At 72.3% G+C, this 25143-nt stretch carries 18 protein-coding genes and 1 other annotated feature; of the genes, 13 read left to right on the top strand and 5 right to left on the bottom strand.

Going from position 1 to position 25143, the window contains the following annotated elements; all coding sequences use genetic code 11:
* Positions 1-151 precede the first annotated feature (151 nt).
* From LPC08_RS05535 to LPC08_RS05500, 8 genes are all read left to right on the top strand, one after another.
* Positions 152-1078, top strand: a complete 927-nt coding sequence (locus LPC08_RS05535; RefSeq protein ID WP_230451727.1) for a LysR substrate-binding domain-containing protein — start codon at positions 152-154, stop codon at positions 1076-1078.
* Positions 1079-1236: 158 nt separating this feature from the next.
* A complete protein-coding gene (locus tag LPC08_RS05530) occupies positions 1237-2271 on the top strand; it encodes a Bug family tripartite tricarboxylate transporter substrate binding protein (protein ID WP_230451726.1) in 1035 nt (344 codons plus the stop codon).
* 4 nt (positions 2272-2275) lie between these two features.
* Entirely contained in the window at positions 2276-3637 is a 1362-nt protein-coding gene (locus LPC08_RS05525; protein WP_230451725.1) for an acyclic terpene utilization AtuA family protein, read from the top strand.
* A 2-nt stretch (positions 3638-3639) separates the two neighbouring features.
* Entirely contained in the window at positions 3640-3957 is a 318-nt protein-coding gene (locus tag LPC08_RS05520; protein ID WP_230451724.1) for a DUF4387 domain-containing protein, read from the top strand.
* Between the two features lie 212 nt (positions 3958-4169).
* A complete protein-coding gene (locus tag LPC08_RS05515; protein WP_230451723.1) occupies positions 4170-6251 on the top strand; it encodes a DUF4387 family protein in 2082 nt (693 codons plus the stop codon).
* Positions 6252-6682: 431 nt separating this feature from the next.
* A complete protein-coding gene (locus tag LPC08_RS26060; RefSeq protein ID WP_255702300.1) occupies positions 6683-12829 on the top strand; it encodes an autotransporter outer membrane beta-barrel domain-containing protein in 6147 nt (2048 codons plus the stop codon).
* A complete protein-coding gene (locus tag LPC08_RS05505; protein ID WP_255702299.1) occupies positions 12795-13082 on the top strand; it encodes a DUF2165 family protein in 288 nt (95 codons plus the stop codon). The genes LPC08_RS26060 and LPC08_RS05505 overlap by 35 nt, the downstream gene beginning before the upstream one ends.
* Complete coding sequence (locus LPC08_RS05500) at positions 13072-13938, top strand: cytochrome c (RefSeq protein WP_230451721.1); 867 nt, start codon at positions 13072-13074, stop codon at positions 13936-13938. Before LPC08_RS05505 ends, LPC08_RS05500 begins: the two co-directional genes overlap by 11 nt.
* A 21-nt stretch (positions 13939-13959) precedes the next feature.
* Here the strand turns inward: LPC08_RS05500 and LPC08_RS05495 are convergent, their stop codons facing one another.
* Positions 13960-16836 (bottom strand): winged helix-turn-helix domain-containing protein, encoded by a 2877-nt coding sequence (locus tag LPC08_RS05495; RefSeq protein ID WP_230451720.1) that lies wholly within the window; start codon positions 16834-16836, stop codon positions 13960-13962.
* Between the two features lie 361 nt (positions 16837-17197).
* Here LPC08_RS05495 and LPC08_RS05490 point away from each other — a divergent pair, with 361 nt between their 5' ends.
* From LPC08_RS05490 to LPC08_RS05475, 4 genes are read left to right on the top strand one after another with little or no spacing between them, the layout of a single operon-like run.
* Positions 17198-17503 carry a hypothetical protein gene (locus tag LPC08_RS05490; protein WP_230451719.1) on the top strand — a complete coding sequence of 102 codons (306 nt, stop codon included), beginning with the start codon at positions 17198-17200 and terminating at the stop codon, positions 17501-17503.
* A gap of 29 nt (positions 17504-17532) precedes the next feature.
* Positions 17533-17865: a GCG_CRPN prefix-to-repeats domain-containing protein gene (locus tag LPC08_RS05485; protein WP_230451718.1), complete on the top strand. Its 333-nt coding sequence runs from the start codon at positions 17533-17535 to the stop codon at positions 17863-17865.
* A gap of 31 nt (positions 17866-17896) precedes the next feature.
* Positions 17897-18394 carry a Spy/CpxP family protein refolding chaperone gene (locus LPC08_RS05480; RefSeq protein ID WP_230451717.1) on the top strand — a complete coding sequence of 166 codons (498 nt, stop codon included), beginning with the start codon at positions 17897-17899 and terminating at the stop codon, positions 18392-18394.
* A 42-nt stretch (positions 18395-18436) separates the two neighbouring features.
* Positions 18437-18676 carry a hypothetical protein gene (locus LPC08_RS05475; RefSeq protein WP_230451716.1) on the top strand — a complete coding sequence of 80 codons (240 nt, stop codon included), beginning with the start codon at positions 18437-18439 and terminating at the stop codon, positions 18674-18676.
* A 171-nt stretch (positions 18677-18847) separates the two neighbouring features.
* Here the strand turns inward: LPC08_RS05475 and LPC08_RS05470 are convergent.
* Positions 18848-20082, bottom strand: a protein-coding gene (locus LPC08_RS05470) for an IS3 family transposase (RefSeq protein ID WP_230449651.1) whose coding sequence is annotated in 2 segments (ribosomal slippage) — positions 18848-19788 and positions 19788-20082 — 1236 coding nt in all. Because the reading frame shifts where the segments join, the coding sequence is not laid out codon by codon here.
* Positions 19679-19795: a sequence feature (AL1L pseudoknot), on the bottom strand. (Overlaps the previous gene by 117 nt.)
* Positions 20083-20364: 282 nt before the next feature.
* Between LPC08_RS05470 and LPC08_RS05465 the strand changes: the two genes are divergently transcribed.
* Positions 20365-21434, top strand: a protein-coding gene (locus LPC08_RS05465) for an IS630 family transposase (RefSeq protein ID WP_230451715.1) whose coding sequence is annotated in 2 segments (ribosomal slippage) — positions 20365-20856 and positions 20859-21434 — 1068 coding nt in all. Because the reading frame shifts where the segments join, the coding sequence is not laid out codon by codon here.
* A 209-nt stretch (positions 21435-21643) separates the two neighbouring features.
* Here LPC08_RS05465 and LPC08_RS05460 read toward each other — a convergent pair.
* From LPC08_RS05460 to proS, 3 genes are read right to left on the bottom strand one after another with little or no spacing between them, the layout of a single operon-like run.
* Complete coding sequence (locus LPC08_RS05460) at positions 21644-22333, bottom strand: ABC transporter ATP-binding protein (RefSeq protein WP_230451714.1); 690 nt, start codon at positions 22331-22333, stop codon at positions 21644-21646.
* Positions 22326-23579, bottom strand: coding sequence for a lipoprotein-releasing ABC transporter permease subunit (locus LPC08_RS05455; protein ID WP_230451713.1), 1254 nt, complete (start codon positions 23577-23579; stop codon positions 22326-22328). The genes LPC08_RS05460 and LPC08_RS05455 overlap by 8 nt, the downstream gene beginning before the upstream one ends.
* Positions 23579-24886, bottom strand: a complete 1308-nt coding sequence (gene proS / locus LPC08_RS05450) for a proline--tRNA ligase (RefSeq protein WP_230451712.1) — start codon at positions 24884-24886, stop codon at positions 23579-23581. Before proS ends, LPC08_RS05455 begins: the two co-directional genes overlap by 1 nt.
* Positions 24887-25143 lie beyond the last annotated feature (257 nt).

The following is a 25143-nucleotide window of genomic DNA, read 5'->3' as shown; positions in this document are numbered from 1 at the left end:
CCCCCCGTGAGGCCGAGCGAATTACAACGGAAGCACCAAATCAACAGGTCGAACGGGTTCTCAGCCTAGAGCGTGGCGTGCTTCCGAGGTGAGGTCAGGCGGTGCAACATGACGTCGAGCTCCGGTTGTCGGAGCCACCCCGAGGCGATGCATGCAGCTACGACACCTCCGGTACTTCGTCCGGATCGTTGAGGCCGGGAGCTTCTCCCGGGCGGCCTCGCTCGTGCACGTCGCGCAGCCCGCGCTCAGCCAGCAGATCGGCGAACTGGAGACCGAACTGGGTGTGCTCCTCCTGGAGCGCAGCGCGCGGGGCGTCACCCCGACGGAGGAGGGCCGCATCCTCTACCAGCATGCCTGCTCCATCCTGCGTCAGGTCGAGCAACTGCCGGACCTCGTGCGGGCGGGCCGCGGCGATCCCGCTGGCGTGGTCTCGCTGGCCATGGCATCGACGCTGGCCTCCCGCCTGGCAGCCCCCTTCGTTCTGGAGTGCCGCACGGCCCTGCCGAAGGTCAGCCTCCAGATCGTCACGGGCGATAGCCTGCACCTCAGGGAGCGGCTCGCGAACAGCAAGGTGGATCTCGCCCTTCTGTTCGAGGAAGCGCCGGCCCCGGGCCGCCACTGCCGGCCGCTCTTCCGGCAGCGCCTGCATCTCGTGCAACGCTCCGACCAGGCGTCTGGCGTGGAGGAGATCGCCCTCGGCGACCTGGCCCTGATCCCGCTCGTCCTCGCGGTGCGGCCGAACGTGACGCGCGCGGTGCTGGACCGGGCTCTCGACCGGGCCGGCGTGGTCCCCGACATCGCCGTCGAGGCCGATGCCTTCTCGAGCCTGTTCGAGGCGGTCCAGGCCGGGCTCGGTGGAGCCGTCCTGCCGGTCTCCGGCGCCGAGGCGTTCCGGGGCGGACCCGCGCTGCGGCTGCGTGCCATCACACCGCCGCTGTACCTCGTGGCCTCGCTCCACACCTCGGCCGAGCCGTCCGGCAGCCCCGCCGTCGCGGCGGTGGGCGATCGCCTGGCCGCCTTCGTGCTCGCCGCCGTCCGCTCGGGCACTTATGCCGGTGGCGAGCCGCTCGAGGACTGAGGGGGCCATATCCGGCGGCTATGCCGGCAGAGGCGAACGGTATTTGTGGGGCGCCCGGCGCGCTGGCATTCCCGTCGACCGTCGCCGCGAAGGTTCCCCGGCCGCAGCAATGGCCGCCAGCGGTGGGAGGACATCATGCAGAATCCGGGCCACGGGCGATGAACGTACCAGCCGTGGGGACGGCCGAGCAGTCAGGCGCGCGCCTGCTCCGCCACGTGCTACGGAGAAGAACCGCCCTCGGCGGCGCCCTCGCCCTGATCGGCGCCGCCTCGCGCCCGGCGGAGGCGGAGGCCGAGTTCCCGACCCAGCCGATCCGGCTGATCGTCCCCTTCGCGCCCGGCACCGGCAGCGACGTCGTCGCGCGCCTGATCACGGAGGCGGCGAGCGCCGCGCTCGGCCGGCCCCTGGTGGTGGAGAACCGCAGCGGCGCCGGGGGCGCCACCGGCACGGACCAGGGCGCACGCGCGCCCGCCGACGGCCACACGCTGATCCTCGGCACCACCAGCACGCTCATCGTCAATCCGCTCGTCAACCCCCGGATCCAGTACCGGTTCGAGCGGGACTTCGTGCCCGTCGCCGGCCTCGCGCAGACCTCCTTCGCGCTCGTGACGGCCAATACGCCGGGCGCGCCAGGGAGCTTCCGGGGGCTGATCCAGCATCTCGGGGCGCAGGATGCCTCCTACGGCTCTCCGGGTGTCGGCACGATCGCACAGCTCGCCTCGGAACTCGTCCTGCGGCGCGCCGGGGTCGCCGCCGCGCACGTCCCGTACAGGGGTAGCAGCCAGGCCCTGGGCGACGTCATCAGCGGACAGGTGCTCTTCGCGAGCGACACCCTCGCCGCCACGCTACCGCTCGTCCAAGGGGGAACCCTCCGCGCCCTCGCGGTTACCTCGGCCGAGCGTCTGCCAACGCTGCCGGACGTGCCGACCGTCGCGGAAAGCGGGTTCCCTGGGCTGGTGGTGAATGCCTGGTTCGGGCTCGTCGCCCCCGCGGCCACGCCGCAGGACAGGGTCGGGAGGCTGAGCCGCGCCATCCTCGATGCCCTCGGCGCGCCGGCCTTGCGGAGCCGCTTCCAGACCCTGGAGCTGGAGGCGCTGCCGCTGGCGCCGGCGCCCTTCGCCGCCTTCATCCGGACCGACGCGGCCTTCTGGGCCGACTTCATCCGGCAGGCCAATATCAGGATCGAGTTCTGAGCCGATGCGGGAACTCAGGATCGTCGCGATCAACGGCTGCCTCGGCTACGGCTACGAGGTCGAAAGCCTGGACGCCGGCATCGCGCAGCGGCCGCACCTCGTCGGCGGCGATGCCGGCTCGACCGACCCGGGGCCCTTCTACCTCGGGACCGGCCGGTCGCTGGTGAAGGACGGGCAGGTCGAGCGCGACCTGAGCCTCGCCCTGCTGCGCGCCCGCACCGCCGGCGTGCCGCTCGTGATCGGCTCGGCGGGCATGGCGGGCGGCGACCCGAACCTGGAGGCCGTGCGGCGCATCCTGGTCCGGATCGCGCGCGAGGCCGGCCTGCACTTCCGCCTCGCCGTGATCCGCGCGGAGATCGACCGGGCGCGCGTCCGCGACGCGTTGCGGGCAGGCGCCATCACCCCGATGCCCGACGCTCCGCCCCTGGCCGAGGAGGCGGTGATGGACAGCGCCCGGATCGTCGGCCAGATGGGGACGGAGCCCCTGGCACATGCCCTGGCGCGGGGCGCGGATGTCGTCCTCGCCGGGCGGGCCTGCGACACGGCCATCTACGCGGCGCTGCCGATCGCGGAGGGCTACGATCCGGGCCTGGCGCTGCACATGGCGAAGATCATGGAATGCGGGGCCCAGTGCGCGCTGCCGCTCGCCCCGAACGACAGCCTGCTGGGGATCATCCGCGACGGCCACTTCCTGATACGCCCGCTCTCCGCCCGCCGGACCTGCTCGCCCGCCTCGGTCGCCGCGCACACCCTGTACGAGCAGGCCGAACCGCTCCTGCTGCACGAGCCGGAGGGCCGGGTGGACCTACGCGACGCCACCTTCGAGCAGGTCGACCGGCAGACCGTCCGGGTCGGCGGTTCCCGCTTCATCCCCGCCCCGCGGCTGCGGATCAAGCTGGAAGGCGCCCGCCGCGTCGGCTTCCGCGCCTTCGTGCTGGCCGGCATCCGCGACCGGGCGGTGATCGCGAACCTGCCGCTCATCGAGGCGCAGGTCCGGGCCGCCGTGCGGCGCAACCTGGGAGGCGCGGGGGCGGACGACGCGCCCGCGCTCGGCTTTCGCTACTACGGCCGGGACGCCGTGCTCGGGGAGCTGGAGCCGGAGCGCGACAGGGTGCCGCACGAGGTCGGCGTCCTCATCGAGGTCGTCGCGCGGACCCAGGAGCTGGCCGACCATGCACTGTCCCTCGCGCGCTCCTCCTTCCTGCACTGCCCCTTCCCGGGCCGGCGGACGACGGCCGGCAACCTGGCCTTCCCCTTCTCGCCCTCCGACGTGAGTGCGGGCGAGGTGCACGAGTTCAGCGTCTACCACCTGATGGACGTCGAGGATCAGCTTGCCCTCTTCCCGATCGAGATGGAGCAGGTGTGACGATGGCCCAGCTCCAGGACCTCGCGGCCGTGCTGCGGAGCAAGAATGCCGGACCGTTCCAGGTCACCATGGACCTCCTGTTCGACGACGAGCCGACCTACCGGCGCGTCCTCGCATCGGGCGTGCTGACGGCGGCGCGCATCGGCGCGCTGTACGACGTCGAGGCGCAGCACGTCTCGATCATCCCGTTCGACCGGATCCGCGCGGTGAAGGTCACCCTGCCGCGCCGCTGGGGCGATCGCGGCAGCGGATCGCCCTTCGACCGTGACGTCTACGGCGCCCAGCAGCATGGCCCGCTGGCGGTGCTGGAGATTCCCTGAACCGGGGCGGCCCTCGGACAGTGCTCACGGGCCGCCACGATGCGTGGCCGTCCGGACGAAGCGGCGGGATACGGGGCGGGCCGTATCCGAAAGCTATGCCGGGATATCGAGACCCTATTTGTCCTCCGGCGCAGCGGGCTGCATCTGCTCTGCCGCCGGCACTGGCCTGGGCCGATCGCGTCGATCCCGCCTGCCGGCTGCGGAAGGACATCATGGCGAAGCTCATCTACCGTGTCGTCTCGGCCTGCGGCGCGCTCGGCTACGGCTATCCTCCGGAGTCCCTGAAGGAAGCGCTCCGCGGCCGCATCGACGCCATCATCTCCGACGCGGGCTCGATGGATGCCGGGCCGCACTATCTCGGCACGGGCACCGAGTATTTCGAGCGCGAGGCGGTGAAGGCCGACTTCCGCCACATGGTCGAGGCGGGACAGAAGACCGGCAGCCCGGTGATCCTCGGCAGTTGCGGGATGGCCGGCGGCAACCGCAACCTCGACGGGATGCTGGAGGTCGCGAAGGCGGTCTTCGCGGAACTCGGTGTGCGCGACGCCAAGGTGGCGGTGATCCGCTCCGAGCTCGATCCGGAGATCGTCCTGCGCGAGTTCCGGCAGGGCACGCTGCGCCCGACGGGCCTCGGCCCCGATCTCGACGAGGAGGCGCTGCGCGAGAGCACCATCGTCGGCCAGATGGGCATCCACCCCCTCATCACCGCGCTCGACAGCGGGGCGCAGTACGTGCTCGCGGGCCGCGCCTGCGACGTCGCCCTCTTCGCCTCGGACATGATCCGCCGCGGCATCGATGCCGGCTTGGCCTATCATGTCGGCCACGTCCTGGAATGCGGCGCGCTGGCCTGCGACCCGGGCTCGCCCTCCGACTGCCTCGTCGCGGAGGTCTACGACGACGGCACGGCGGTCTTCGTGGCACCGAACCCGGCGCGGCGCTGCACCCCCTACTCCATCGCGGCGCATTCGCTCTACGAGGAAAGCCACCCCCAGCTCCAGTTCTATCCCGAAGGCGTCCTGGCGATGGAGCATGCGGAGTTCTTCACCCGCGGTCCGCGTGCGGCGGGCATCCGCAACAGCCGGTTCGTCCATGCGGGCAAGCCGTGGCCGCTCAGCATCAAGCTGGAGGGCGCGCGGCGGCTGGGGGCCCGCAAGGTGTCGATGGTCCGGCTGGATCCGGCCGACCTTCCGAAGGTTCCCGCCGACATCCTGGTCTATGGCCGCAACGGCGTGCAGGCGGCCCCGGTCGTCGAGGGCGAGCGGGAGCTCGGACTCATCGTGGAGACGCGCGCCGCGACGCAGGAGGCGGCGGTCCTGCTCGCGAGTCTGCTGACCCACTACCTCATCCACTACGGCTATCCCGGCCGCAAGGCGACGGCCGGCAACATCGCCTACCCGCTCTCGCCCAACCTTGTCAGCTTCCGGCGCGACGACGGCGCCTTCGGCGCCATCGTGCCGAGCGGCACGCGCGATCCGGTCTTCTTCGCGAACTATCCGAGGATCAAGGCGGCGGTGGTGGCGCTGATCCAGGCGGAATTTCCCGACGCGCTGCGCGACGCGACCTACGAGATCATCGAGGCCGATGCGGCGCGGCCCTGCGCTCTCCTGCGAACCGTGGACCGCGACGCCGACGCGCTCGCGCGGCGCCACGCGGAGGAGATCGCACGCCTGGCCGCCGTCGCGGCACCCCTGCCGGGCTCGCTGACCAACCTGGACGCGCCCGATGCCTACGAATGGTCGCTCTACCACCTGCTGCAGAACGAGGCGGTGATCCGCGACGTGATGTTCCCCATCACCTTCTACCGCGCGGATGGCGGCGCCTGGACGGAGGAGGGCACGGCCCGTCCCCGCTACTTCGATGTCGGGGAGCGGAGGTATGACGGGAACCTCGATGACCGCACCCTCTCCCTGATCGCGGACGTGCCGGCGCGGGGGGCGCCGGACGACACTTACCATCTACTCGACATGGCCATCGTGATCCGCTCGAAGGATGCCGGGATCAACCGCCTGACCTTCGACATCATCTTCAACTCGGCCGAGAGCTACGAAGCCGCCCTCCGGTCCAACCGCTTCCACAGGGACAGCGTCGCGGCGCTCCTCGGCCTGCCGGCGGAGCGGGTCGTCGGAAGCTTCTTCGTGGACAGCTGCAACGCCATCAAGATCTCGATCGAACGGCCGAACATCTCCGCCTCGGTGGACGAGCGTGACGTCTTCGGCGCCCAGCAACAATCGGCGATCGAGCGGATGGCGGTGCCGATCTACGCCGATGCGCTCGCCAAGGCGCTGCCGGTCTGATGCCGCTCGATCGTCACCAGGCTGCCGCGACTCACCGGGCGGCGCGGTGCCGCCCAGCCGTTCCGGCGGCTCTCCCCATCCGCGAGACACCGGCTGGTTCACGCACCGCCAATCCAGTCTCTCGCGAGGGCATATCGTCATCCGAAAGAACGCCGAAAGAAATTTCGGCTGAAGCTCGCCGGTTTCGGGCCCGGCTTTCGGGACTTCCGGAGTGGCCGGCAGGTACCTCTTCCAGGCCGGCCGTGATGCCGCCGGCGCCGCCCCGGACCGCAGGCCGGTCCCTCGGGCGGTGCGTCACCAGGATCAAGGATATCATCATCATGCGCCGCTCCGGACGCAGCCTGTCCAAGCATGCCCCGGCGGCCGGCCGGGCGACCCCTGCCGGAGCTGCGGCACCCGACCTGCAAGGGACAGGCGCACGGCTTCCGGCCATGTCGCCCGGTGCCTCGTCCCGCGCTCGGCTGCTCTCCTCCTGCTCGGGCACGGCCGTGCTGGCCGCCTCCATCGCGGGGCCGCTCGTCCTGTTCTCCGCCGCGCTGGGCGGCGCGGCCAGGGCCGACGACTGTACGCCGCAGGGGGGGTACGCCTGCTACTACGTCGTGCAGCCGCCCACGGCCCCGAACGGCCCGAACAACGGCTCTCCCGGCTCGCCCGGGACGGCCGTGGGCGCGGCGGGCGTGAACATTCCCGGCGTCGCCTACCCGGCCGGGGAAGCGATCGTGATCCGGACCATCGGCGGCCAGGGCGGCGCGGGCCGCAACAGCCACTACAGCGAGATGGACAAGAACGGCGGCGACGGCGGCAGGGGGGGCGACGGCAACACCCTCACCGTCACCATGCAGCCCGGCACCACGACCGGGGAGATCACCCTCATCGAGGCCAATGGCGGCGCGGGCGGCGTCTCCGGCCACGGCTCCCACGGGGGCGCGAACGGGACCGGCGGTGATGGCGGGACGGCCGGCACGGTCGTGGCCGGCACGTCGAATGCTCCGATGGTCGGGCAGCTCCGCAACCCGGCGGCGGCCCAGGCGCCGATCAGCGGGCTGGTGCCGTCGGTCGGCCTCTATGCCGGCGCCAATGGCGGCGCCGGCGCGGCGGGGGTGAACTTCGACAATGCGAGCCCGGACACCTCCGTGGACGATGGCGGCGACGGTGGCAATGGCGGCAACAGCAGCGGCGGCGTGAGCGTCGTTTTCCAGGGCGGCGTTACCGGCACCCAGGGCGGCATCCTCGCGCGCTCCCAGGGTGGCAATGGCGGCAATGGCGGCCTGCCCATCAATGTCGACTTCCCCGTCGGGGCCTCGGGCGGCGACGGCGGCAATGGCGGCACGGGCGGTTCCGTCTCCGTGATGCTCATGCCCGGCAGCTCGGCGAGTTCCACCGGCACCGGCGCCGCCATCACCGCGCAATCCTTCGGCGGCCAGGGCGGCCAGGGCGGTGCCGGGCTGGGCGACGCCTCCGGCGGCACCGCAGGCTCCGGCGCCGACGCCGGCAGCGTGAGCGTGGTGAACTACGGCGCCGCCAGCACCGGCAGCGCAGATTCACCTGGCATCCTCGCGCAGTCCTTCGGCGGCGCGGGCGGCGGCGGCGGCCAGGGCGGCGGCTGGGGGGCGGGCGGCGGCAACGGCGGCACCGGCGGCAGCGGCGGTCCTATCGGATTCGTGGCCGCCGCGGTCTCCTCGGTCGCCACGAGCGGGAGCAACTCCCCTGGCGTCCTGTTGCAGAGCATCGGTGGCGGTGGCGGCAATGGCGGCGACTCGAACGGCTGGCTGGCCGTGGGCGGCGACGGCGCGGCACCCGGCAACGGCGGGGATATCACTGTCTTCAAGTCCACCGATGCTTCCGGCGCGAGCGCCATCACCACCTCCGGCGAGCGGTCGACCGGCATCCTGGCGCAAAGCATCGGCGGCGGCGGCGGCAATGGCGGCAACGCCACGGGCACGGGCAAGACGGACGCGTTCCTGAACATCGTCATCGGCGGCTCGGGCGCCGGCGGCGGCCATGGCGGCACCGTGCAGGCAGCGACCACCGGCAGCATCGCGACCTCCGGCCTGCATTCCTCCGGCATCGTGCTGCAATCCATCGGCGGCGGCGGCGGCAATGGCGGCGCGGCCTACTCCAAGGTGGTGTCCGTCATCGGCGGTGCCTCCGTGTCGGTCGGCGGCAGCGGCGGCGGCGGCGGCAACGGCGGCACGGTCGGGCAGATCACCGACACCAACACCGGAGGCCTCTTTCCCACCAGCACGGGCCAGATTCTGACGACGGGCGCCAATTCTCACGGCATCATTGGCCAGAGCATCGGCGGCGGCGGCGGCATCGGCGGCGCCTCCGGAGCGACCGCCACCGTCTATGGCGCCGCGACCGAGGAGGTGCCGACGCCGACCGTCTCCGTCGCGGTCGCCATCGGCGGGGCCGGCGGGGCCGGCGGGAATGGCGGGAGCGTCAGCCTCCAGAACACCGGCCTGATTGCCACGGCAGGAGGCGGCTCGATCGGCATCGCGGGGCAGAGCGTCGGCGGCGGCGGCGGCTCGGGCGGCGACGCCTCCGCCACCTCCACGGCCAAGGGCAACGACGACTCGCCGCTCAACGTCTCCACCTCCGTCGCCCTCGGCGGCACGGGCGGCGGGGGCGGCACCGGCGGCCCGGCCAGCGTCACCAATGGCGGCATGATCTTCACCCGGGGCGAGGCGGCGGACGCGGTCCTGGCCCAGAGCATCGGCGGCGGCGGCGGCAATGGCGGGACCGGCGACGCCAAGGCGAAGAGCTCCGGCGACGGCGCGAACATCTCTGCCAGCGTCTCCCTCGGCGGCGCAGGTGGCAGCGGCAACAATGGCGGCCCGGTCACCGTGGACAACAGCGGCGCCATTCTGACCCTCGGCGACGGCGCCATGGGGGTGCTGGCGCAATCGGTCGGCGGCGGCGGCGGGCGCGGCGGCGGCGCGGCCGGGACGAGCAACGGCCAGTTCACCGCGAACGTTGCGGTCGGCGGCAACGGTGGCGGCGGCGGCAGCACGACCCAGCCCAACGGCGGCAACGCCGTCACCGTCACCAATGCCGGCACCATCGTGACCTTCGGCGCCGATGCGCCCGCCGTCGTGGCGCAGAGCGTCGGCGGCGGCGGCGGGTTCGGCGGCAAGTCGGCCAGCACGCTCGGCAACCACACCAATTCCGGCGATGGCGGCAACGGGGCCAGCGGCTCCGTCAACGGCGCCATGACCTCCCTCAACAGCGCCTTTGCCGCCGGCGGGGAGGGCGCGGTGAATCAGTACAACTCCGTCTCCGGCCTCATCGGCGTCGCCAACTCGGCGCTGGGCAACGTGACGGCGACGCGCCTGCTGGGCGACGATCCGACCGGGGATCTGGAGGATCTGGGTGAATCCGGCGGCGACAGCGGCGATGGCAGCTCCTCCACCAAGATCACCGTCCACGTGAACGTGGGGGGGCAGGGCGGCGCCGCAGGGGACGCGGGCAACATCCATGTCACCAACACCGGCTCGATCGGCACGGTCGGGCCGATGTCGGACGGCATCCTGGCCCAGGCGATCGGTGGCGGCGGCGGTCGGGGCGGCGCAGCCGTCTCCTCCATCACCAGCGGCCAGGTCAACGAGGACGACAAGGAGGGGAACGTCCCCATCAGCGTCGGCGGCCAGGGCGGCCACGGCGGCAGCGCGGGCAGCGTCACCGTGGACAATGGCGGGAACGTCACGACGATCGGCGCGCAGTCGCTCGGCATCGTGGCGCAGAGCATCGCGGGCGGCGGCGGCATCGCCGGGACCTCGGCCGCGAAGGTCAAGGGCGACAACGCGGACAATACCTCGGTCCTCAGCCTGCCCATCGCGATCGGCGCCAATGGCGGCGGCGGCGGGTCGGCGGGGACCGTGACGGTCACCAACGCGGGCGCGATCGTCACGCGCAGCCATGACGCGACCGGCATCGTGGCGCAGAGCATCGCGGGCGGCGGCGGCATCGTCCGCACCCGCTCCAGCGATGCGTCGGACAACAACGGCGGCGGGCCGGTCGCGACGGGCGGCAGCTACGGCATCAACCTGACCTTCGGCGGCAACTGCGGCACCCTCTGCGACGCGAGCAAGGAGGCGCCCGCCGGCTCCGCCGGCAGCATAGCGGTGAACCATACGGGCAGCATCACAACCGGCTCCGTGGCCGCGAACGGAACGAGGTTCGGCAGCAACGCCTACGGCATCCTGGCGCAGAGCATCGGCGGCGGCGGCGGGCTGGTGCTGGGGGGCACGCCGAACGGGACGAATTTCTTCGGCTCCGGCACCATGACCGGCGACGCAGGCAGCGTGACGGTATCGGTAGGCAACGCCTCGGGCGCGGCAGGGTCGGCGGGCAACATCACCACCTATGGCCTCGGCGCCGTCGCCATCCTGGCGCAGAGCATCGGCGGCGGCGGCGGGCTGGCGGGCGACACCGGGCTGACGGCGCAGCGCGCGGGCTTCGCGCCCTCTTCCGCGCACAGCGGCAATGGCGGGCAGGTCCTGATCAATGTGAACCCGACGGCCATTCTCTCCACCAGCGCCGACAACACCCCCGTCATCCTGGCGCAGAGCATCGGCGGCGGCGGCGGGCGCGTCACCAGCAGTGGCGACGGCGCCTATGACGGCACGGCCGGAGGCAGCGGCACCGGCGGCGCGGTGACCATGAATGTCTACGGTCAGGTGCGGGCGGGCGGCGCGGCCTCCCCCGGCATCTTCGCCGAGAGCGTGGGCCAGGGCTCGACGGCCAATCCGACCGGCGGCGCCGCGGTGCGGATCAACGTCGGGCCGGGCGCCCTGGTGCAGGGCGGCCGCGACTTTAACCCGGGCGACGGCTACAACGCCGGCATCTACATCGTCGGTGGCAGCACCAACCAGGACCCCTCGAGCCAGACCAACAACAACATCAACAACCAGGGCACCATCACCTCGCTCGGCACCACCGCGATCTACGGCACCGGCGGCTGGACCAGCGTGTACAACCAGGCCGGCGGCACGATCACCGGCAGCGTGAACCTGGACAACGGCAATGGCGGCGGCGCCTGCCCCCAAGGGGGCTGCGCCGTGACCGGCGGCAACGTCGCCAACGCCGCCGGCGCCGCCTTCAACACCGGCCCGCTGGTGCGCCTCGGCGCAGCAGGCACGCTGACCAATGCGGGGACGCTGAACATCGGCGGCACCGGCACGATCGCGACGACGGCAATGACGGGCAACCTGGTGCAGACCGGCAGCGGCCGGCTGGTGGTGGACACCAACCACGCGACGGGGCAGGCGGACCGGCTGGACGTGCAGGGCAGCGCCTCGCTCGCCGGCACGGTGGAGGTGCACGCCGCGAGCCTGGCCAACCGCGCCGTGACGGTGCTGACCGCGACCCAGGGGGTGAGCCTCGATGCCGGGCTCGCCACCACCCGCACCCAGCTCTTCCGCTTCGATGCCCAAGCGAGCGGCAACAGCCTGCTGATCCAGCCCCGCGCCGAGTTCGCCACCCAGGCCGCGGGGCTGGGCCAGAACCAGCAGCGCGTGGCCGCCCACCTGCAGGAGCTGTGGGACAGCGGCGCCAGCCTCGGCACCGGCTACACCGCGCTGGCTGGGGTGGCCGATGCGGGCGGCTATGCCCGCACCTTGAACAGCCTCTCCGGCCAGACCGTCGGCGCCGTGGCCGCCTTCCGCTACAGCGCCAGCCAGAGCTTCGTCACCACCATGCTGGACGGCTGCCCGACCTACGAGCAGGCGGGCATCACCGATGCGGAGCAGGGCTGCGGCTGGGCCCGCATCCTCGGCCGCCACAGCGACCAGGACGCCACCGCCGCCGCGCTGGGCTACACCGCCGACGCCTGGACCATGCAGACCGGCGGGCAGGTGCAGGTCGCGCCGGGCTGGTTCCTGGGCGGCTCCATCGCCTATGAGAGCAGCGACTTCCGCGGCGATGGCGGGCTGGCCAAGGTCAATGGCGACAGCCTGCTGCTGGGCGCGACCCTGCGCCACCAGGACGGGCCCTGGCAGATCTCCGGCGCGCTGGACTTCGGTTATGGCTGGTACGACAGCAAGCGCACGGTCGAGGTCGGCACCCTGACGCAACAGGCCAGCGCCTCGCCGCGGGCCTGGCAGGTCGGCGCGCATGCCCGCGTCGCCTACCAGATCCCCTTCGAGGGCTGGTACCTGCAGCCGCGGGTGGACCTGCACCTGAACCACGTGCGCAGCGGCAGCTACACCGAGAGCGGCGCCTCGCCCTTCAACCTGACGGTCGATGGCCAGGGCGAGACCAGCGTGGCCGCCACGCCCGCGATCGAGGTCGGCGGCCGCATCCGGATCGCCGAGGGAATGGTGCTGCGTCCCTATGCCAGCGCCGGCCTCAGCCTGGTCAGCAACGGCGACTGGGCGGCGACCGCGCGCTTCGCCGGCCAACCCGCCAGCCGCGGCTTCCGCGCCACCACGCCGATCCCCGACACGCTGGGCAAGTTCGCCCTGGGTGCGGAGCTGCTCAGCACCGGCAACTGGGACTTCAAGCTCCAGTACAGCGCCGATCTCGGCGACCGCTACGCCTCCCATGCCGGCATGGCGCGCGTCGCCTACAGGTTCTGAGGGCAGGCGGCGCGAGGATGGGCGCGGCGGCGATGAGGCGGCGAAGGCCTGGTGCGTGGCGGGCTCTGCCGCGGGCCTGGGCGTCTGGCTCCTGGGCTTCCTGGTGATCGGCGGGGAGTGGTTCCAGATGTGGCAGTCGTCCCACTGGAACGGCCAGGAGGCCGCCTTCCGCTTCGCGATGGTCATCCTCGCGGTGCTGATCTTCGTCCATCAGCCGGATGGCGGCACGCAAGGAGCGGCGCATGGCCGATAGCTTCATGACGCGGTGGCTGCGCCCGTTGCGCCGTTCCCTGAAGGCCGGCGCCGTGCTGCTCTGGCTGGGCAGCGCGGCGGCCGCGGACGGGGCCACGCTGACCGTGGACGACGGGTCGCGTCACGTCGCCTTCGGCACGGAGGCGCTCCTGGCCAGCCCGTCGGCCGTCGACCTCCTCGTGCAGCAGGACCCGGCCTATGGCGGCGCCGCGCGGCGCTACCGCGCCGTGCCGGTGACCGAGGTGCTGTCCGGCCTGGCCGCCAACGGAGGCGGTGCGGTGGAGGCCGCGGCGACCGACGGCTTCGTGACCCAGATCCCGGTCCGCCTGCTGGAGCAGACGGCCGGGAGCGCCGCCCGCGCCTGGCTGGCCGTCGAGCCGCCGGACGCACCCTGGCCCGCCATCGCGGGCCGGTCGGCCAGCGCCGGCCCGTTCTACATCGTCTGGGAGCGGCCGGAGCTGTCGGGCATCGCGCGCGAGTACTGGCCCTTCCAGCTGGCGACCCTGCGCTACGTCCCGCTGCCGACCGAGCGCTGGCCGCAGCTGGCCGTCGACCCCGCGCTGCCGGCGGATCACGCCGCGCGGGTCGGGCAGGCCGGCTTCGCGGCCAATTGCCTGCCCTGCCACCGTCTGAACGGCGCCGGTGCCTCCGACATGGGCCCGGACCTGAACCGGCCCATGAGCCCCACCGAATACTTCGAGCCCTCCGCGCTGCGGCGCTACCTGCGCGACCCCGGCTCGGTGCGGGACTGGCCGCAGCGGGTCATGCAGGGCTTCTCGCCGGAGCAGCTCTCCGACGACGACATCAACGGCATCGTCGTGTATCTCGATCACATGGCCCGGCGGCGCGCGCCATAGCCGCGAGAGCCGGGCCGCGCGTCACGCCCGGGCGGTGGGAGCCGGCATCAGGCCGCCCGCATCGGCCGCCGCACCCAGGCGCCGCGCGATGCGGAACGCCTTCCCGTACCGCTCGACATCCTCGGGCCGACGCAGGAACCAGAAGATCGGCTCCGTGCCCGCGACCCAGTCGGGCCGCAGGCGCGCGACATCCCGCAGCGCCTCGCGCGCCTCCTCGACGAGGCCGGCCTCGACCGCCGCGACCACCATCGTGCGGAAGCAAAGGGCGTAGTCCGGCAGATGCACGGCGCAATGGCGGAGCGCGGCCATCGCCTCCTCGGGACGCCCCTCCAGGAGCAGGGCACGACCGAGCACCGCATGCAGGACGGGCGAGCCGTACGGATCCCGGGCGATGGCCTGCCGGAACGCCCTCTCCGCCTCCTCAGGATAGCCTGCCGCGGCCAGCGTGTCGCCGCTCGCGATGAGCGCCGCATCGCCGGCGATGCGGCTCGTCCGCAGCGCGAGGCGTGCCGTGGTGACGGCCTCCTCCCAATGCCCCTGCAACGCCAGCGCCAGGCCCAGCGAGGCGAGCGAGTGGGGGGATTCCGGATCCAGCTCGACGGCCATCCGCGCCAATCGGATCGACTGCTCCAGGGTCTCGTCCAGGTCCTGCGTCCGCCAGCCATGGAGCGCGATGCGTGCCAGGGTGATGGCCGTCCAGGCGAGAGCCGGCGCATAGCCCGGATCGGCTTCCGTGGCGCGGAGGAACAGCCCGCGCGCGACAGAGGTCTCGGCCTCCGTGCTGCGGAGGTAGTGCTCCTGGCCAAGCAGGGTGAGCTCGCGCGCGCTCAGCCGATCCACGGGCTTCTGCCGTGCCCGGCGCAGGCTCTTGCGCCCGATCTGCGCGTTCATCGTGGCGGCGAGCGACGCGATGTCCCCGACGGGCAGGCCGGTGGTCCGGCCCGCGGGCCACTCCACCTGCCCGGCCCAGAAGGTGGTGCCGGTCACGAGGTCGTCCAACCGCAGATGGGCGCGCAGCAGGTCGCCCGCAGAGTGGACATCGCCCCTCACCTCGAAGCCCTGCGACACCCGCTGATCCGGACCGGCGACGACGCGCAGGTCCGGATGACGGACCAGCTCGGCCATGAGGCTCGGCGCGAGGGCGGCGGCGGCCTGCGCGGCAGCGGCATCGGCCGGGGCGGACCGCAACGGCTGTATGACCAGGGTGTCCTGCCGCAGGCCCGCGAGGCTGGCGGCGGGCGGGCGCCCGGGCCCCGCCCGGGGAAGCTCGGGCGGCTCGGGTGGCGCGCCGGCGTGGCTCGGTCCGGGGCCCGGAAGTTCGGCGGCGGTCACCGGAGGGGCGCCATCGCTGCCGGCCTGCCCGGCCACGCGACGATGCGCCGCCTGGAAGCGGGCCAGATCCTCAGCGCGCCGGAAGTACCAGAAGCCGGTGTGGTTGCGCGGCATCCAGTCCGGCCTGAGGCGGAACAGCTCGCGCCGCGCCGCCAGGGCCTCTGGCATCCGCCCAGCCTCCGCCCAGGCCACCACGAGGGTGTCGTAGGTCGCCGCATAGTCCGGCAGGTGCAGGGCGCACCAGCGCAGCGGCGGCAGCGATTCCTCCACCCTTCCCGCCAGCAGCAGGGCCCGCCCCAGGATTCCCCGGGCGGTCGGCGGGCAGAGCGGGTCGAGCGCGATCGCAGCCTGCGCCACCTCCACCGCCTCCTCGGAATGCCCTGCGGCGACCAGCACTTCGCAGACGGTGATGCGGGAGGGCGCGAAGGCCGGCCGGCCCGTGCGCAGCGCCGAGCGCGCCACGTCCACGGCCTCCTCCCAGCGCTGGTCCAGGACGAGGGCGAAGGCGAGGCGGGCGAGGCAGAGCGGCGAGTCAGGCTGGAGCTGGACAGCCCGCCGCGCGAGCCGGAGCGCCTCGTCTCGCGCCGCCTGGCCCGCCGGGCTGCCCCAGCCGTGGGTGATCGCGCGATGCACCGTGTAGGCCTGCCAGGCATAGGCGGGCGCGTAGTCCGGATCGGTCGCGATGGCCTGGGCGAACATCTCCCGCGCCACCTCCGTATCCGCCTGGGTGATGCGCTGGTGGTGGTCCCGCCCGATCAGGCAAAGCTCGCGCGCGGTCAGGGTGGCGACGGGCTTGCGGCGCGCGGCGGAGTGGCTGTGGCGCTCCACCTGCCAGTCGATATGGGCGCCGAGGGCGGACAGGGTCGCCGCCGACAGTCCCGACGCGGCCTCCCGCGGCTGATCCAGGCGTTCCGCCCAGAAGACGGTTCCGGTCGCGGCCTCCTCGAGCCGGAGCGTGACCCGCAGTCCCTCGCCGACGGAACGTACCTCGCCCTGGATGCGATACCCCGCCGCGGCCGCCTCTGCGGCGGGCAGCACGCGCAATCCTTCCGCCCGAGCGAGTTCGGCGATCAGGTCGCCCGCCAGCGCATCGGCCAGGCGGGCGCAGGCCGGGTCGCCGTCCGGTGCCTCGAAGCGATGGATCGCGACCGGGTCCTGTCGATGTTCCACGATGTCGCGGGACGGGAGGAGGGCGGCCTTCGGCGCCAGCCCTGCATCGCGGTCGGCGTCCTGCCGGGGCGGCCCGTCGCGCTGTACTGCCGCCGTCAGCATGTAGCCTCGCCGGGGGACCGTCCGCAGGATCTGGGCGGCGCGGCTGCCGAACGCCTGCCGCAACTCGCCGACGCACTGGGTCAGCGAGTCGTCCGTCACCGCCACACCGGGCCAGAGCACTTCGAGCAGTTCCTCCCGCCCCAGGAGCCGGCCCGGATGGTCCACCAGGTAGCGCAGGAGGGCGAAGGTTTTGGGCCGCAGGCGCAGCTCGACGCCATCGAGCCCCAGCAGGGCTCCGCGCTCCGCAGCCAGCCGGAACCCATCGAAGGTGTAGGTCCCGGGATCGTCCCGCAACGGCATCAAAGGTCCTTGTCGACACCCGGTGATCCTAATCCGAAAAAACTCCGAAGATAGGTTCGGAAAAAGATCGTCACGATCTCGGCGGGCCTTCGGGACCTCCATTGCAGCAGCACGGTAGATCAGCAGCGCACCCCGAGATGGAAGCCGCGCCGTGCTCCGACCCGCCAACCGGACCTCGTGCCACCTCTCGCCTTGTGCCGTCCCGGTTGGTGCGAGGGATCGCCCGATCGGAGGCGGCGCAATGGCGAGCGGGGCATCCTTCCCGCCGGGGCCGACCGCCTTGCCTGCCGTTTCCGACCCGCGTCGGACCACGAGCGACCTTCCCCCCTTCCCCATCCCTCATGAGAGAATGGCGATGACCTGCCCCGCCTTCCGCGCCGGCGCGCTTGCGCTGTTTGCCACGCTGGGCCTCGCGGCCTGTGCCGCCGATCCCGCGGCGATCCCGCCGAACGAGAGCCGTCGCGGCCTGAGCCCCATGGCCGGCGAGCCCGTCGCCGCCATGCCGACGACGCCGGGCGCGGCCGATGCCTCCCCGGCCCCCACCGGGCGACGGGCCGTCGCCGGCGACACCGCCGTCTCCGCCGGTCCGGCCACCGCGCTCGACTCCGCCGGCGCCTCGCCCGCCTCCACCGGCCGTGCGAGCGGCACGCGGCAGCGCTGATCCCGTTAGCCCGAAGGACGGAGAGCCCCATGCACGGAACCTTCCGGCTGGTCGGCGCGGCCGTGGTGCTGCTGGCCCTGGCCGGCCCGGCCGGTGCCCTGACGGTGCCGCCCGCGGCGGAACTCCCCAGCGGCATCACGGCCGTGGCCGAGGGCTGCGGCCCGGGCCGCTGGCGGGGCCCCTGGGGCGGCTGCCGCGGCCCCGGGCCCGGTGGCCCCGAGCCCGGCTGGGCCTGGCGCGGCCCCACCGCCCCCGGCTGGTACGGCGGCAATGGCTGCCCGCCCGGCTTCTGGCGCGGTCCCTGGGGCCATTGCCGCGACACGCCCTATCACGGGCCGCTGCCCGGCGGCGGCTGGAAGTAGCCCGCCCTCCCACCCCGGAACGAAAACCCCGATGTCCCTGATCCGATCCGCCGTCGTCGCCGCGGCCCTGCTCGCCTTCCCCGTCCTCTCCTCCCCCGGCGCCCAGGCCCAGCCGGCGCCCGCCCAGCAGCCCGCGCCGGCCGGCGACGAGGCCGATGCGCGGGCGATCCTGAACGCCCGCCTCGCCGCGCTGCGGACGGTCATCGAGCTGTCGCCGGAGCAGGAGAGGCTCTGGGCGCCGCTGGAGGCCGCGATCCGCGATGCCAGCCGCAACGCGGCCAGCCGCCGCGCGCAACGCCTGGCCGCCGCCGAGCCGACGACCTTCCTCGACGTGCTCGGCCACATCGCCGACGCCGAGGTCGCCCGCGGCCAGGACCTGCGACGCGTCGTCGATGCCGCGACGCCTTTCGTCGCCTCCCTCACCGACGCGCAGAAGCGCCGCATCCCCGCCTTCCTCGGCATGACCGACCACCCCGGCCCCGCCCAGCCCAGCGCCCAGCTCTGGCTGTTCGAGGCGGAGGAATGCTGATCGCCCTTCCCCTCCGCACGCCCCCCCGAAAGGACCGACCTCATGAACCGCCGCGATGCCCTTCTCCCGCTCTCTCTCCTGGCCGGTGCCGCCCTCGTCTCCGGCTGCGCCGTGGCGCAGGAGCCCTGGCCCAACCTCAACGAGGCCGAGGACCACCTGCGCCTCGCCCTCGACGCCCTCAACCGGGCGCCCAACCGCTTCGGCGGACACAAGGGCGAGGCCGAGCGCCTGATCCGCGGGGCGCTGGCCGAGATCGAGATCGCCAAGCGCTCCTTCCGCTGACAGCACGCAGGCACCGCGCTCTTCTTCCGGCGGATGTGCCACCAGATCGCGGTGAGTCGTCGTCTGGGAGCTGACTTCGGCGATGGCCGGCACTCCTACGACCTGCACGGCACCTAGCGACCCACAGGCTTGTGAACCGCGCCGGGTTTGGCGGAGGCTGTTTGGCGTGAGTCAGGCCGCCAGGGCTATGGCCTCCTGGGCGGCATAGTAGCGCGCCTCCGCCTCGGCGGGCGGGATGTTTCCGATCGGCTCGAGGAGGCGGCGGTTGTTGAACCAGTCCACCCATTCGAGGGTGGCGAACTCGACGCCCTCCAGGCTGCGCCACGGGCCGCGGCGCCGAATGACCTCGGTCTTGAACAGGCCGATGACGCTCTCGGCCAGCGCGTTGTCGTAGCTGTCGCCGACGCTGCCGACCGACGGCTCGATGCCCGCTTCCGCCAGGCGCTCGGTGTAGCGGATAGACACGTATTGGACCCCGCGATCGCTGTGATGGATCAGCCCCATGCCCTGGACAGGCCGCCGGTCATGCAGCGCCTGCTCCAGGGCATCCAGGACGAAGCCAGCATGGGAGGTGCGCGACACCCGCCAGCCGACGATCCGCCGCGCGAAGGTGTCGATGACGAAGGCGACGTAGACGAAGCCCTGCCAGGTCGCGACGTAGGTGAAGTCCGACACCCAGAGCAGGTTCGGCCGCGGCGCCAGGAACTGCCGGTTTACCCGGTCGGCCGGGCATGGCGCGCCCTTGTCGGGCACCGTCGTCCTGGTCTCCTTGCCACGCACCACGCCGCGCAGGCCCATCTGGCGCATCAGCCGCGCCACCGTGCAGCGGGCGACCGACGTCCCCTCGCGGCCGAGCTGGCGCCAGACCTTCCGCACGCCGTAGACGCCGAAGTTCTCGGCGTGGACCCGCCGCACCTCCGCCCGCAGCATGCTGTCCCGCTGCGACCTGGCCGAGCCCAGAGTGGGATCGGCGCGGCGCGCGGCATGGGCGTGGTAGGTGGACGGGGCGATCGGCAGAACCCGGCAGATCGACTCGACCCCGTACACGCCCCGATGATCGTCGATGAAGGCGATCATGGCTTCGACCGGCGGTCGAGCTCCGCCAGGGCAAAATACGCTGATGCCTTGCGCAGGATCTCGTTCGCCTGGCGCAGCTCGCGGTTCTCCCGCTCCAGCGCCTTGATGCGATCCCGATCCTCGCTCGTGGGCCCGGCACGCTTGCCGCGGTCACGCTCGGCCTGCCGGACCCAGCGACGCAGCGTCTCCGCCGTGCAGCCGATCTTCGCCGCGATCGAGCCGATCGCCGCCCATTGCGAGCCATGCTCCCCGGCGCCGTCCAGCACCAGCCGCACCGACCGCTCCCGAACCTCAGGCGAGTAGCTCGCCGCCGTCTTCTTCGCCGTCATCGCTCCATCCTCTCAACGGTTGGAGCCTCCGCCAAACCCGGCGCGGTTCACTTGTCCCCACATCCTGTGGATAAGAACGTGCGAGACCGTCTGCCCCCCATCGCCCAGCTCCTGCACACCTGCACGCCGCACGAATGCGCCAACCACCTCGCCAAGCCAGGCTATGACGGACGTAACGTCATCACGCTCTAATACCCGCCCCACGAACTGCTGACTCATTCGTGTGAGGCGTGGCGGGTGGTGCTGTGATTCGGTGTTCTCCGAGGTGGCGGAGTGCCTGGGATGGGCGCGGCGGTGGCGATTCGGACTGACGTGGAGGCGGGAGAACTTCGGCGTCTGGCCCGGCGCGAGCGGGCCGGGCGGGTGGCGGCCCGGCTGATGGCGCTGGCGAACGTGCTGGATGGCATGAGCCGTGAGGCGGCAGCCCGGTTCGCGGGGATGGATCGGCAGACGCTGCGGGACTGGGTGATCCGCTTCAACGCCAAGGGCGTGGCAGGCCTGCGCGACCAGCCCCGCTCGGGGCGGCCGACGCGCATGACTGAGGGACAGAGGGCCGCCTTCAAGGCGGTGGTGCTGCGCGGCCCGGATCGCGAGCGAGACGGGGTGTCGTCCTGGCGTATCGTCGATCTGTGTCGGGTGGCGGAGGAGCGCTTCGGTGTAACCTACCGCGAGGGTGGGATGCTGCGGCTGGTGAAGTCGCTCGACCTCTCCTGGCAGAAGGTCCGGCCCAGCCATCCCAAGGCGGACAAGGGAGCGCAGGAGCGGTTCAAAAAGGGGGCCTCGCCGCCGCCCTGAGCGAGATCAGCCGCGCCCACCCCGGCGCCGAGGTCCAACTCTGGTGCCAGGACGAGGCCCGAGTGGGTCAGAAAGGCCGCGGCACCCGTGTCTGGTACGAGCGCGGCGTCCGTCCGGCCGGCACCATCGACCAGCGCCACGCGTCCGCCTGGATCTTCGTCGCCGTCCGCCCCGGCACTGACCAGGCCTTCGCCCTCGTGCTCACCGAGGTCGGCACGGCGGCGATGCAGGCCTTCCTCGACCGCTTCGCCGCCACCCTGCCCGAGCCGGTGCACGCCGCCCTGCTGCTGGACGGCGCGGGCTGGCACATCGCAGGCCACCTCGCCGTCCCGAACAACGTCAGCCTCGTCTTCCTGCCGCCCTACGCCCCCGAGTTGAACCCGGTCGAACGCGTCTGGCTCTACCTGCGGGAGCGCTTCCTCTCGCTCTGCCTCTTCCCCGACCTCAACGCCATCATCGACGGCTGCTGCCAAGCCTGGAACCAACTCACCAACGAGACCGGCCGCATCGCCTCCCTTACCGACTACCCCTACCTGCAATCAGTCAAAACTTTATGAGACGGGTATAATCCGGCTCGGTTCGGCGCTGGGACGTGAAAGGCGATCACCCGGCGCCGCCACCCCGCTCCTGCTATGGGCGACGATTCGACGCCTGCTGTGCCGAACCGGGACACCGCCCGAGGACGGTGGGCAGCCCCGGATGACCGGGGGGTCGTGACACCGGCGGGGCGGGCCCGGGCGGCAAGGCCGGCCCCGTGCGGCGCGCCCTAGCCGGCTCCAACGAGCCGCCCGTCGCGCAGCGTCACCACCCGGTCCATCCGCGCCGCCAGCTCCGGGTTGTGCGTGGCGATCAGGGCGGCGAGCCCCCTGCCCCGCGCCGCTTCCAGCAGTTGCGCGAAGACCCGGTCCGAGGTGCCGACATCGAGGTTCCCGGTGGGCTCGTCGGCCAGCAGGATGCGCGGCGCGTTGGCCAGGGCACGCGCGATGGCGACGCGCTGCTGCTCGCCGCCCGAGAGCCGACCGGGGCGATGGTGCTCCCGCCCCGCCAGCCCGAAGGCCGCCAGCAGCTCCCGCGCATGGTCGCGCGCCTGGGCACGGCTGCGCCCGGCGGCCATCTGCGGCAGGGCCACGTTCTCCTCGGCAGTGAATTCTGGGAGGAGGTGGTGGAACTGGTAGACGAAGCCGATCGTGCTCCGCCGGATGGCGGTGCGCGCGGCATCGTCCAGCCCGCCGGCGGCGCGGCCCTCGACATGCACCTCGCCCCCGTCGGGCCGCTCCAGCAGCCCGGCCAGGTGCAGCAGGGTGGACTTCCCCGTGCCGGAGGGGGCGACCAGGGCGACGATCTCGCCCGCGTGCAGCGTCAGGTCGGCGCCCTGGAGGACGGGCAGCTCCCCCGCCTCGGTGCGGTAGCGGCGCTGCACGTTCTCCAGCCGCAGCGGCGGCACGGCGTCACTCATTGCGCAGCGCCACCACGGGATCGGTCCGCGCCGCCCGCCAGGAGGGGTAGAGCGTGGCGAGGAGCGAGAGGCCGAGGCCCATCAGCACCACCTGCGTCACCTCGTGCGGGTTCACCACCGCCGGCAGCCGGGTGAGGAAGTAGACCTCCGGGCTGAACAGCTCCGTCCCCGAGAGTCGCTGGAGGAGCTGGCGGATGTTCTCGATATAGGCGCAGAAGACGATGCCCAGCAGGAAGCCGATCAGCGTCCCCGCCACGCCGACGCTGGCGCCGCAGAGCAGGAAGATGCGCATGATCGCCCCGCGCGTGGCGCCCACGGTGCGCAGCACGGCGATGTCGCGGGTCTTGTCCTTCACCAGCATGATGAGGGAGGAAACGATGTTGAAGGCGGCGACGATGATGATCAGCGTCAGGATCAGGAACATCACGTTCCGCTCGACCTGGACGGCGTTGAAGAAGGAGGAGTTGGCGCTCTGCCAGTCCAGCACGCGGACGCGCGTGGGGGCGACGGCGCGGTAGATCTCCCGCCCGATGGCGGCGACGTTGTCGGGGTTGTCGACGAAGACCTCCACCTGCGACGCCGCGTCGCGAAGCTGGAAGTAGACCTGCGCCGCCTGGAAGGGCAGGAAGACGTAGCTGCTGTCGTACTCGTTCATCCCCGCCTCGAACAACGCCACCACCTCGTAGGAGCGCAGGCGGGGCACGGTGCCGATGACGGTGGTGCGGCCCTGGGGCGAGACGAGGGAGAGGCGGTCGCCGACGCGGAGGCCGAGCTTCTGCGCCAGGCGGTTGCCGACCACGATCGTGTCGTCGCCGCCGAAGCGCTCCAGGCTGCCGCCGCGCAGGTTGTTCGCGATCAGCGGCCGGGCGCGGAGATCCTCCGGCCGGATACCGCGCGCGATGCCGCCCGAGGCGCCGCCGGCCTCGGAGGTGAACAGCACCTGCCCCTCCACGATCGGGGTGGCGGAGGTCACGCCGGGCACGCCGCGCACCTTGCGGGCGATCTCGTCGAAATCGGGCAGCGGGCCGCCGGCCGCGGCGAAGACGCCCATATGCCCGTTGAGGCCCAGGATTCGGCCCAGCAGCTCCTGCCGGAAGCCGTTCATCACGCTCATCACGATGATCAGCGTCGCCACGCCCAGCGCGATGCCGACGAGCGAGAAGATCGCGATGACCGAGACGAAGCGCTCCCCCTTCCGCGCCCGCAGGTAGCGGAAGGCGACCATACGCTCGAAGGCGCCGAACATCAGGCGGCGAGCTTCGCCAGCGCGTCGTCCAGGGACAGCTCCACCCGCTCGCCGGTGGCGCGGCGCTTCAGCTCCACCTTGCCGGCCGCCGCCCCGCGCGGGCCGATGATCGCCTGCCAGGGGAAGCCCAGCAGGTCGGCATCGGCGAATTTCTGCCCCGCCCGCGCGTCGCGGTCGTCCAGCACCGCGTCGTCCGCGAAGGCGCCGTAGAGCTGCTCGGCCATCGCGTCGCAGGCGGCGTCGCCGGGCTTGAGGTTGATCACCGCCAACTTGTAGGGCGCGATGGCGTCGGGCCACTTGATGCCCGCCTCGTCATGGTTGGCCTCGATCGCGGCCCCCACGACGCGGGAGACGCCGATGCCATAGGAGCCCATCTCCGGCGTCACATTGGCGCCGTCCGGCCCGGCCACCTGGAAGCCCATGGCAGCGGAGTACTTGGTGCCGAAGTAGAAGATGTGCCCAACCTCCACGCCGCGGGCGGCGACGCGGTCGCCCTCCGGCACCTGCGCCCAGGCGGCCTCGTCGTGCAGCTCGTCGGTGGCGGCGTAGCGGCGGGTCCAGAACTCGACCTGCGGCGTCAGGTCGCCGTCGTAGTCGGGGATTTCGGAGAGCGGGTCATAGGCCAGCAGGTCGCGGTGCAGGTAGACCTGGCTCTCGCCCGTCTCGGCCAGGATGATGAACTCGTGGCTCAGGTCGCCGCCGATCGGGCCGGTATCGGCGCGCATCGGGATGGCCTTCAGCCCCATCCGCGCGAAGGTGCGCAGATAGGCCACGAACATCTTGCGGTAGGAATGGCGCGCGCCCTCGACGGTCAGGTCGAAGGAATAGGCGTCCTTCATCAGGAACTCGCGGCCGCGCATGACGCCGAAGCGGGGGCGGACCTCGTCGCGGAACTTCCACTGGATGTGGTAGAGGTTGCGCGGCAGGTCGCGGTACGACTTGGCGAAGCCGCGGAAGATATCGGTGACCATCTCCTCGTTGGTCGGGCCGTAGAGCATCTCCCGCTCGTGCCGGTCGTTGAGACGCAGCATCTCCTTGCCGTAGGCCTCGTAGCGACCGCTCTCCTTCCACAGCTCGGCCGGCTGGATGGTGGGCATCAGGATCTCCTGCGCCCCCGTCCGGTCCTGCTCCTCGCGCACGATCTGCTCGACCTTGCGCAGCACCCGCAGCCCCAGGGGCAGCCAGGCGTAGATGCCGGCGCTGGTCTGCCGTACTAGCCCGGCGCGCAGCATCAGGCGGTGGGAGGCGATCTGCGCCTCGGCGGGCGTTTCCTTCAGCGTGGGCAGGAAGGCGCGGGACAGGCGCAAGGCAGGCGACTCCGGGGGGAAGAGGGGGCGCAACCTAGAGCGGATCGGCGGAGGCTGGAACCGGTGCGGCCCGGGCCTTTCCGCCCCCAGGGGCCGGAAGCGGGCGCTCAGGCCGGGCCCAGCAACAATCTGTCTATCCGGCGTTCTTTTCCGAAACCTTTTGGACGAATTTTCGGCAAACGCTTGTCAGGTCGGACCCTGGCGCCGTAAAAGAAACGGGCCGTGCCCGAGGGCACGGCCCGAGTTTAGGGAGGAAA

The organism is Roseomonas sp. OT10 (assembly GCF_020991085.1).
Classification (GTDB): domain Bacteria; phylum Pseudomonadota; class Alphaproteobacteria; order Acetobacterales; family Acetobacteraceae; genus Roseomonas; species Roseomonas cutis.
This window is presented reverse-complemented; position numbering and strand designations above follow the sequence as displayed.